This is a genomic window from Streptomyces sp. NRRL F-5122 (genome assembly GCF_001507435.1).
GTDB classification, from domain to species: domain Bacteria; phylum Actinomycetota; class Actinomycetes; order Streptomycetales; family Streptomycetaceae; genus Streptomyces; species Streptomyces lannensis.
On record NZ_LMWH01000235.1, the window covers coordinates 1 to 9,923 of the forward strand.

Annotated in this window: 10 protein-coding genes; 4 read left to right on the forward strand and 6 right to left on the reverse strand. The window is 66.8% G+C overall.

The genetic code is table 11. The features are described from left to right. Both ADL25_RS24150 and ADL25_RS24155 read left to right on the forward strand, forming a co-directional pair. The coding region (locus ADL25_RS24150) for an NADP-dependent oxidoreductase (RefSeq protein WP_059129910.1) at positions 1-748 on the forward strand (748 nt) is incomplete at its 5' end. Positions 749-990: 242 nt separating this feature from the next. Next, a complete protein-coding gene (locus ADL25_RS24155) occupies positions 991-1,362 on the forward strand; it encodes an MmcQ/YjbR family DNA-binding protein (RefSeq protein ID WP_059129911.1) in 372 nt (123 codons plus the stop codon). A 936-nt stretch (positions 1,363-2,298) separates the two neighbouring features. Here ADL25_RS24155 and ADL25_RS24170 read toward each other — a convergent pair. Continuing rightward, the gene (locus ADL25_RS24170) at positions 2,299-2,499 is read right to left on the reverse strand and encodes a cold-shock protein (RefSeq protein ID WP_059129914.1); all 201 of its coding nucleotides are present in this window, start codon (positions 2,497-2,499) and stop codon (positions 2,299-2,301) included. Positions 2,500-2,705: 206 nt separating this feature from the next. On the opposite strand from ADL25_RS24170, the gene ADL25_RS50725 reads away from it, so the two are divergent. Continuing rightward, positions 2,706-3,224, forward strand: a complete 519-nt coding sequence (locus ADL25_RS50725) for a hypothetical protein (RefSeq protein ID WP_234381019.1) — start codon at positions 2,706-2,708, stop codon at positions 3,222-3,224. A gap of 63 nt (positions 3,225-3,287) precedes the next feature. Here ADL25_RS50725 and ADL25_RS24180 read toward each other — a convergent pair whose 3' ends face one another. From ADL25_RS24180 to ADL25_RS24190, 3 genes are all read right to left on the reverse strand, one after another. Further along, positions 3,288-3,893 carry an ester cyclase gene (locus ADL25_RS24180; RefSeq protein WP_059129916.1) on the reverse strand — a complete coding sequence of 202 codons (606 nt, stop codon included), beginning with the start codon at positions 3,891-3,893 and terminating at the stop codon, positions 3,288-3,290. 124 nt (positions 3,894-4,017) lie between these two features. Further along, positions 4,018-5,196 (reverse strand): luciferase family protein, encoded by a 1,179-nt coding sequence (locus ADL25_RS24185; protein ID WP_079050550.1) that lies wholly within the window; start codon positions 5,194-5,196, stop codon positions 4,018-4,020. Between the two features lie 12 nt (positions 5,197-5,208). After that, on the reverse strand, positions 5,209-5,838 hold the full coding sequence (locus tag ADL25_RS24190; protein WP_059129918.1) for an NADPH-dependent F420 reductase: 630 nt from the start codon (positions 5,836-5,838) through the stop codon (positions 5,209-5,211). Positions 5,839-5,950: 112 nt separating this feature from the next. Between ADL25_RS24190 and ADL25_RS24195 the strand changes: the two genes are divergently transcribed. Continuing rightward, on the forward strand, positions 5,951-6,418 hold the full coding sequence (locus ADL25_RS24195; RefSeq protein WP_059129919.1) for a MarR family winged helix-turn-helix transcriptional regulator: 468 nt from the start codon (positions 5,951-5,953) through the stop codon (positions 6,416-6,418). Positions 6,419-6,704: 286 nt separating this feature from the next. On the opposite strand, the gene ADL25_RS48270 is transcribed toward ADL25_RS24195, so the two are convergent. Both ADL25_RS48270 and ADL25_RS24200 read right to left on the reverse strand, forming a co-directional pair. Next, complete coding sequence (locus ADL25_RS48270) at positions 6,705-6,953, reverse strand: helix-turn-helix domain-containing protein (RefSeq protein WP_107116691.1); 249 nt, start codon at positions 6,951-6,953, stop codon at positions 6,705-6,707. 78 nt (positions 6,954-7,031) lie between these two features. Next, the gene (locus ADL25_RS24200) at positions 7,032-9,914 is read right to left on the reverse strand and encodes a helix-turn-helix transcriptional regulator (RefSeq protein ID WP_059129920.1); all 2,883 of its coding nucleotides are present in this window, start codon (positions 9,912-9,914) and stop codon (positions 7,032-7,034) included. Between the last annotated feature and the right edge of the window lie 9 nt (positions 9,915-9,923).

Sequence of the window (9,923 nt, forward strand, 5' to 3'; positions counted from 1 at the left end):
TGACAGGACACCCTCGATCCCCGGCCACGAGCTGGCCGGAGTGGTCACCGCCCTCGGCTACGGCACGACGGGGCTGTCGGTAGGGCAGCGGGTGTTCGGCCTCGCCGACTGGCACCGCGACGGCACCCTCGCCCAGTACGTGGCGATCGAAGCACGCAACCTCGCACCGCTGCCCGGCGACGTCGACTTCACGGTAGGCGCGTCCCTGCCCATCTCCGGCCTGACCGCGTGGCAGGGGCTGTTCCAGCACGGCCGCCTCCAGGCCGGCCAGACCGTACTCGCCCATGGCGCAGCCGGGGCAGTCGGAACGATGGTGACCCAACTCGCACGTGAGGCGGGCGCCTACGTCATCGGCACCGGACGCGCCGCCGACCGGACCAAGGCACTCGACTTCGGCGCCCACGAGTTCGTCGACCTCGAGAACGACACCCTCAAAGACATCGGGAGCGTCGACCTGGTCTTCGATGTCATCGGCGGCGACATCCAAGAGCAGTCCGCCGCCCTGATCAAGCCCGGAGGAACACTGGTGTCCATCGTCGGCCCGGTCGAAGCACGGCCCACTCACGGCCTGGCAGTGGACTTCGTCGTCGAAGCCGATCGCGCCGAACTCGGTGAGATCGTGCAGCGAGTGCGGGACGGACGGCTGCGGACAAACATCGGTGACATCGCGAGCCTCGACGATGCCATCGGCGCCCTCAACCCGACCACGCGACGCCGCGGGAAGACCGTCATCCGCGTACTCCCGTAGGCGGCGGACAGCCACAGCCCGCACCGGCCAGCCACAGGCCTGGCCCAGGCCCCAGACCGACAGGTCACAGGCCAGATCCACACCACGGCCACCAACCAAACGACAGTCCACAAGCCTGATCGGCGCCACAGCAACAGACCACCGGCCCGATCCCCACCACGACTATCGGCCAACCGCCGGCCGACGCACACACCCCAACCCCTGTCCACCAGGCACCCGGACCAACACAGGAGTCGATCACCATGGACGGACAAGAACTGCAGAAGATCGCAGACGCCTTCACCACGGACCTGCCCGGCACCGACCACGAGCACCGCACCGGCCCCAACTGGGACCTCTACAAGGTGCAGGGCAAGGTCTACATGCTCATGACCGACATGCCCGGACACCCCGTCGTCATACTCAAAGCCGACCCCGACGACGCCACAGCCCTACGTGAGCAGTACACACACATCACTCCCGGCTACCACATGAACAAAACACACTGGATCACAGTGGAAGGTGGAGACACCATCAACGAGAAGCTCGTGAAGGAGCTCATCACCGACTCCTACCACCTCGTCGTCAGCGGGCTTCCCAAGTCCAAGCAGCCCACCGACAATCATCACACCTGACCTCTCTCATGCTCATCAGCGGCGAGAAGCTCCGGGACAACCTGGTACGTCCGGGGGGCTTCTGCGATCAAGTCGTGCCCCTTCCTGGCGGGCACGACGATCACCGCGAAGCAGATGACGCGGTCAACAGCCGTGCCCCTGCCGGCAAACCACCACAGCCCGCAACACAATCTCAAGCGTCGGGCGGACATGAGGAACTTGTGCCCTGTGTCCTGGCCTCGGGCACTGGTGTCCTTCATTGCCGTTGCAAGTCACCACAAGGGGCAAGCCGACAGCCACCTCAACCGCGATCACGACATCGTCGACATCTGGAAGTTGTACTACTGACGTCGGAGACGGTGCGTCACCCTGCCGACCATTCAAACCCTGCCCTGGGCCTGATAGTGGGATACGGTTTTGATTCCGTCGAGATGTTCCGCATCGCGACCAGGCAAGTTGCGAACTCGACGACGGACTCTCGGTGACTCTCAAGGGCGTTCGCGTCGTTGTCCAGGACCACGCGTAGGGCTCGGGCGTACCGCTGGGTGCGCTCGGCCGTTTCCGCCAGGACGGGTTGCCGTGCCTCGCAGGTGGTGAGCTCGAGGAGGTATTCCTGAAGGGACTGGCCGGTCTGTGGGGCAGGCACCTTGAGACGGGTCATGGTTTCTCTGGAATGTTACGGGTCGCAATGGACAACATGGCCGCGTTCTGCGGCAATACGGGCATTTGCAACTACGGCCACGCTTGCCTGCGTGCGGAAGTACGGAGAGGCCCCGGGAGCTGCGATCGGCCAAGTTCGGCGCGTACCGCGATCAGCCGCTCGGCGGTCCGCACAACGCGGTGGCCAACTGCAGCCGCTGCTTGCGAGGCTCGAATAGATGGCCCGGGCCGTGCCCGCCGACCCTGGTGATCTTCACTGGCGACAACCTGCGCGTCCCGGGCTCGGATAGCGGGACGTCAGCCGCGAACGATGTTCTCCGCCTGCGGGCCCTTCTGACCCTGGGTGACGTCAAAGGTGACCCTCTCCCCCTCCACCAGTTCCCGGAACCCGTTGCCCTTGATGCTGGAGTAATGCGCGAAGACGTCCGGACCACCGTCCTGGGCGATGAAACCGAAACCCTTCTCAGCGTGGAACCACTTCACGATGCCGCTGGCCATACCGCAGTCCTTCTCTCTCGCCGGGAAACCCCAGCCGGGTGAACGGGCCCTCCCCCAAGGAGCGTCCGGCACCGTTCTACCTCACCTGACTCCGGTTGCGCGATCTTCGAGAAGACATCGTCGTAAAAGTCACCGAGCAGCCGCGGATAGCCCTCGGCACCCTCGACATGCGCCAGCAGGAGCTCCCGATGAAGGGAGATCGCAAAATGGCCACACCACGTGCGCGCTCGGAGCGTCCCGCACCGCGTGTGCTGCCGACCGGCCACGGAGCCACCCGAGACCACTACACCGACCTCGCCGACCACAACCCCATCGGGACAGACTGCGCCGGACCCCAGATGCGTGTGCGCACAGTGCTCAGTTCGTCGAGTTGTCGGCGCATCGACTCCGATGACCGCCCTACTACGTGCGTCCCCGACGAACACCCCACCGCCCCCACCCAAGCACCACTGCCACCGCCAGGGCCGATCCCCGCATTGGCCGCCGCGCGCCACCTCGCGGGTTCCGGCACTCACGCCGCATCGCTCCGCTTCGCCGAACAGGTGCCGTTCACCTCGATCCATGTCCTGGAAGCCATGGCGTGGCCGAACATCGAGTGGCCGGCGGCCTACTGTGCGGCCATCGCCCAGCAGGCCGCGAAGGCGGGTGATCCTGTCACCGTCCTCTTCCTTGATCGCCGGCTTTATGCAGGCACCGGCGTCATCGCGCTCAATCCCGCAGAGTGACCACGAGCGGGATACAGCCGGCGGCCGGGGCGGCAAAGCCCCGGCCGCCCCAGGCTCACCGGCTCAGCCGATGCCGATCTGGCTGTAGAAAGTCTGGTTGTCCCAGAACAGGAACTCCTCGTCCATGGCCCCCCGGCGGTTCCAAATGCCGACGGTGGCCATGTTGATGGAGTACTTCTTGCCGGTCGGCTGGATGAAACCGCCCTTGCCGTCCGGCATGGGTCGGGTGAAGGTGCCCTTCATCACGCCGGTGACCGCGGTCAGCTCGTTCTTGGCCACCCGCAGCGGGTGGGACAGGATCCGCGTGTCAGGTGCCCACACGAACAAGGCACTCAGGTCAGTGATGTGCTGCTCTATGCCATCGGTATAGTGCCCGTCAGGCCAGTGCACCCGGACGTTCTGCGCGTGGCTCTCGCCCAGACGCGTCCAGTCGGCATGGGTGAAGACCTCGAAGTCCAGCTCGTCAAAGGTCTCCAAGTGCTTGCGCTCGGTGGCAGTCAGGTTGTGCGGGTAGGACGGGTTCGGTACCGACGTGGTGGCCGGGTCCGGGAGCAGACCCGGGTACTGCTGGGCCGCTCCGGCCAGGCTTTCTCCGCTCGTGACGGCGGTGATGGCGAGCGCGCCGAACGCGGCGGCTGCCCCGCCCCTGATCATGGAACGACGATCCATGGTGAGTCCTCGATTCTTGTGGTGAGTGCTCGTGACGAGCGCTCATGGTGAATCTGTTCTTGGGAAAGCCAGGCCATGACGGGCCGCCCGGGAGGTGGTTGTGTGCGGGAGTCGCGGCGTTCGGCTACGCGGCGGCGGGGATGAACTGCCCTGCGGCCCAGGCGTGACTTGTGCTCACGATCGCGGTGATGATCTCGAGTTCGCGCTCGTCGCGGGGTCCGTAGACCAGCACCATGCCCGGAGTGAGCCTGATCCCGGCGAGGGGATGGGCCACGGCCCAGCCGTGCTGGATCGCATCTGCGGCCAGACCGACCGGCAGCGCAATGTGAAGCGAGCCGTCGTGTCCGGGGTGCAGATGGGCGAACTCCCGGACCTGTTGTACGAGGAAGGCTTCCTCAGGCCCGGTGGTGTGTGCCTCTGTGAGCATGAAGCCTCGCGCACCCCGCACGGAGAGCGCCGACTGGCTAGTACTGACGCCGGGCAGCGTGCTCAGCCGGGCGAACAGCTTCTCCTGCAGTTCCGTCGGCGAGTTGTCGGAGATCTGCTGCTGAGGGATCGTCACGCTGGCGTGCGGCCGCGGCCCGGCGCGGTCGGGAAGCCCTTCGGGGAAAGACGGCCAGTGCGCGGGCTGCCTGCCGGAACGTCCATGACGGGCAAGGTGGTCGGCCCGCTCCGCAAGCCAGCCGGCAAGGCTGGCCAGCGCGCCGGTGGCGATTTCGTGGCTCACGGGGTCCCGCCGGGCGAACGTCGGGGCTCCGGACTCGCCCGTCAGGTAGTGCCAGGTGCGGTCGAGCAGTTCGCGGGGGATGACGTGGTCGTGCTCGCCCTGGGCGACGAACATAGGCACCCCGGCCAGCCGCGCGGGAACGGTAGGCACTCCCGCCTCGAAGGGCAGCGTGCCGTAGAGGATCGCCGCTCCGGCGAACCGTTCCGGGTTGTCCAGCACCAGGCCGCCTGCGAACGCGGCGCCGCCGCTGAAGCCGACGAGCAGGACCGGACGGCCGCGCGGAGCGATCTCGTCTAGCCATGTGTTGAACCAGTCCATGGTCGCGCGCAGGGACTCCGTGACCGGGCGGCCGATACCGCGGTTGGCGAACCAGGCGAACCCGGGTCCCTCGGCGAGGGGTGCGCGAACCGCGGCGTACGCCAGCGCGGGAGGCAGCGTGTCAGCGAGCGTGATGATCTCGGTCTCGCGTGAGCCGCGGCCGTGCAGCAGTACGACGAGCGGAGCCGTCGCATCGCCCCGGGTCACTGCAGTGGGCGGCCCGAAGGGAGAGTCCGGTGTGGCGGCGTCAGCAGTCATGATCGTCTCTCCTTAAGCGGTCGGGCCGAGCAGCGCCCACTCGGACTGCCAGGGCCAGCCCTGGCTCGCGTTCAGTGAGATGTTCAGGAAGGCCATCTCCTCCAACGCGCGGGCCATGCGCAGCCCACCTGCGTCGATCGGCCGGAACCCGAGCGAGGCCGCGAACTGTGCGACGGTCCTCTTCGCGTTCGCGTCGTCACCGGCGAGGAAGAGGTGGGACGGGACGTCCCGCTCGACGGGGTTTGCCAGGCGTCCGGCGAAAACTGTGTTGAAGGCCTTCACCACGGGCGTTTCCGGCAGGTGGCGCTGCAGGGTCTGCGCGGCGGCGGTCTCGTCGATGTTGAGGTCGGTGAAGGTCGCGTTCAGCGGATTGGTGGCGTCGATAACGACTTTGCCGCGCAGAGCCGGTGCCAGCTCGTCCGCGACGGCGGTCACCGTGCTGCCGGGTACGGCCACCACCACGAGGTCGGCGTCGGTGACTGCGTCCTCGTTGTTCGCCGCGGGGTGCGCCCCTGTTGCGGCCGCTACCGTGGCGGCCTTTCCCGGGCTGGTCGCCGAGACGGACACGGTGTGCCCGGCGGCCGCTGCGGCCCTGCTGAGGGCCGAGCCCACATTGCCCGCTCCGATGATCGCGACATGCATGACAGCCACAGCCTCCAGTTCTCTGACTGCTCAGATATTTACACGGTAACTATCTTTTCTCTGACTGCGCAACATCTGACTCATCAACTATTTCGGAGGTAGGATTGCCGACATGCCTTCCGCGACTCCTGTCAACGATCCCTTGATCACCACGTTCGGCCGTCTGGTCGAGGCCTACAGCCGGCTGGAGCAGTGGCTCGGATCCTCCATGGAGTCGCAGGTCGGACTGCCACACGTCTGGTTCGAGGTGCTCATCCGCCTGACCCGCTCCGAGGGAGAGCAGCTGATGATGAGTTCCCTGGCCGACCAGATAGCGCTCACCACCGGCGGAGTGACCCGGCTCGTCGACCGGATGCAGGCGGCCGGATACGTCGAGCGGCGCCCTTGTCCCACCGACCGCCGCGTCTCCTACGTGGGCATCACCGCCGCCGGTCACGACATACTCGAGCAAGCGGCGGCTGTTCACGCCCGTAACCTGCGGGAGGCATTCGACGGCTTCAGCTCGCAGGATCTCGCCGCACTGGATGCGGTACTGGACCGCATCCGGGAAGCGGCATCCGGACTGCCCCGGAACGTATGACGTTGGCGTCCGACTCGGGACCGCTGGCCGACTTCGGAGCCGGCCCGCGCCTGGGAGAAAGGGATCCCGCGGAAGAGTGCGACGTACTGCTTCGCCGCCCGGCAGGACGATGATCAAGAACTCCTACGCTGCCAGATCCATGAACGCGCCCGACGACGAGAGGACCCGACCCTGGTGGCGTCGTACCGCAGGGTCGCCGCAGGCGATCGGCGAGTTGCCGCGGGGAAAGCCCGCGGGCAAGTAGCACCCGGTATCCCCTGCAAGCTATGGATTGCCGGTCAGCGAGTCAGGTCGTTCCATCCGTCATGACCGTCATCCCGACCGCAGTCTCCGACAATGCGTACAGCGGGGCGCTGGAGCAGTTTTTCAGGCCGCCCAGTCCCTCGGCTTCGTAGCGTCGGCGCCGGGTGTAGGAGCATTGGCGGCTGATGCTGTAGTAGCGACAGGTCGCGGCAATGTTGCCGCTCACTTCCTCCGCCTGACGCAGTGCAGCGAGCCGGTGCCGGACGCGCCTTGCGAGCTCGCGTTCAGTCATCGGGGTACCGACGACAACCTGCGGGTCCCGGCCTCGGATAGCGGGACGTCAGCCGCGAACGATGTTCTCCGCCTGCGGTCAGCGGGCCGGAGGGCGGTCGTCGTGGGGGAAGAGTCGCATGCGGTGGGCGGTCGCTGCTGCCTCACCACGGTTGCCGACCTCGAGTTTGGCCAAAATGTTGGAGACATGGACGCTGGCCGTCTTCGGCGAGATGAACAGTTCCTCGGCGATCTGACGGTTGGTGCGACCCAGTGTCAGCAACCGCAGCACATCACGCTCCCGAGCCGTAAGGCCCAGCGCCGCCGACGGATCCGGGGCGTCGGTGGACACGGCCGGCGCCTCGGCGAAGGGCGAGAGGTCCAGCGGCAGTCGCGCTCGTTCGGCGAGTGCGGTCACCTCGCGCAGCAGCTCCGTATCGCCGCGTTTGCGGGCCTGTTCTTCGGCCTCCCGCAGCAGCCGTCCGGCTTCCTCCCGCGCCCCGGCCGCCGTGTGCGCCACGGCCGCACCGAACAGTGCTTCGGCCAAAGGATAGGGACGCCCGGTCGGCCGCAAGGCCTCCACCGCCCGCAGCCACACCTCCGGGGTGTTCCGGCCCTCGGCCCGCGCCAGCTCCGCATCCAGCATGTGCGCGCGTCCCTCGTACAGCGGCACAGCGCGGGAGAGTCGTTGTGCCTCCCGTCGGATCAGCTCCAGCACCTCGGCACGGCCTACGTCGGCGTCCGGCAGACCCCGGCAGTCGGCCTCTGCGGTGGCACCATGCACCAACAATGACCAAGCAAAATCATCGAAGCTGGGTGGCAGTCCGTCTCCGATCGCGGAGAGCAGCTCGGCCCGAGCCTCGGCGAACCGTCCCGAACGCGTCGCGACTCGCACCGCCAAGTCGGACCACGGAAGGGTTTTCTGCATCTGCCGGTCAGGCACATCGTCGTTGCTGATCCCAGCCAGATACTCGGCAGCACCTGCCAGGTCACCGCGCAGGAGCGCAAGCTCGGCGTGCAACAGGAACAGATCATCGCTCCACGCCGTACCGGTGGCGTATTCCAGCATGGAGGTGACCGCCTCCTCGGCCTCGCGAAGCCGACCCAGGGCGAGAAGGGAGTCGGCCAGGTTGTTCAGCATCAACGCTGCGTAAGTGGGGATCAGCCCGTAGCGTCGGGCGATCGCAAGACCTTCCCGGGCGGCCTCGACGGCCTCCTCCGACCGGCCCAGCAGCTCGTATTGGGAGCTGAGATTGACGTAGGCCCGGGTCTGGAGATAGGGGTCATCGATCCCGCGTGACTGCATGCAGACTTCGCGCAGCAGGGTCAGGCCCTCCTCGATCTCGCCGACGCGAACGCGCAGCATGCCTACCGTGTTCAGTGTGTGCAATTCGACTGCTCTGGCTCCGACTTCTCGGGCGATCCGAACCGCATGCTCGCCGATGGCTATGTGCTCCTGGGACGCCCCTGTCAGCACGCCGGTCGCCGAGATCCGGCTCAGGACGTCGGCCTGCACCGCCGATGGCGGGCGGCCTTCGACCAGCCGCCGCGCCTGCTTCGACTCCTCCTCACCGGTTTGGCTGTGGAAATGGGCCGCACGCGCGCGCTGCAGCCAGAACCAGGCAGCACACTCCGGCTCCGCAGTGTCGTCAATGACATGAGAAGCCGTCCTGGCAAACCGGACGCTCAGATCCGGATCCCCTGAACGGCTGGCCGCAACCGTGGCGTCGGCCAGCACATCGACAAAGCGCAACCGGTCGGAATCCACTCCAGCCTGCGACCGTCTTGGATAGGCCTCATCGGCGCACTCGTAACACTGAAGGTCACGCAGTACCTCGTCCGGGACCTGCTCCCACAACTCCAGTGCCCGTTCCAGCATCAGCAACTGCTCGGCGAACGCGTTGCCGCGCCGCGCCTGTCGGCCCGCCTCCAAAGCCGCCGGCAACGCCCGTGCCGGATCATGGGCGTGATACCAATAACTGGCCAACCGACCCGCCCGCTGATCCGCAGGAACCAGCCCCGGATCACTCTCCAACGCCATCGCGTAACGACGGTTGATCCAGCTGCGCTCCACCGGCAACAAATCGTCCAGCACCGCTTCACGCATCAGCGCATGGCGAAAGCGATAGCTGTCGCCATCCGCCTCGGGCACCAGCACATGAGCACCCACCGCCGTGCGGAGCGCCTCGAACACATCCTCCTGCGGCAGCCCCAGCACCGCGGCCAGCAGACCATGCTCCACACTGGAGCCACCACCCGCCGCCACTGTGACGACCTGCTGGGCTCGGTCCGGCAACGCCTCCACCCGCACCAGCAGAATGTCACGCAGCGAACTGCTCAACCCGACCCTTCCCACATCCTGATAGGAGTGGGCGAGTTCCTCGACGAAGAACGCATTGCCCTCGGAACGGTCGTAGATCCAGCCGACCAAACCCCGGTCGAGCGCTGCCGTCTCCAGCAGTCCGGCCAGCTGCTGCTCGACCTCGGCACGCGCGAAACACGCCAACTCCAGCCGCTGCACCGCCCGCAGCCGCTCCAATTCGGCAAGATAAGGACGCAGCGGATGCTGGCGGTGCAGATCGTCGCTGCGGTAGGTGGCCACCAGCACCACCCGGCAGCGGTGCAGGGAGCGAATCAGATACGCAAGCAGCTCGCGGGTGGATCGATCGGACCAGTGCAAGTCCTCGATCGCCAGGACCACAGTGCGGTCACCTGCCAGCCTCTCGAAAAGCTTGGCCGTGCACTCAAAAAACCGGGCCCGCCCGTATTCGTCGCCCGGCGTGGGACCCGCACCACCCAACTCTGGCAGCAGGCCCGAAAGCTGCTCCTCGTAACCCTCTGCGGCCCGTTCCAGCTCCACACCCAGCACCCGGTACAGTTGGCGCATCGCGGCGACCAGTGGAGCGTAGGGAAGTCCCTCGGCGCCCACCTCCAGGCAGTTGCCCAGCGCGGTGATCGCGCCGGCTTCCTCCGCCGCAGCCAAGAATTCCTG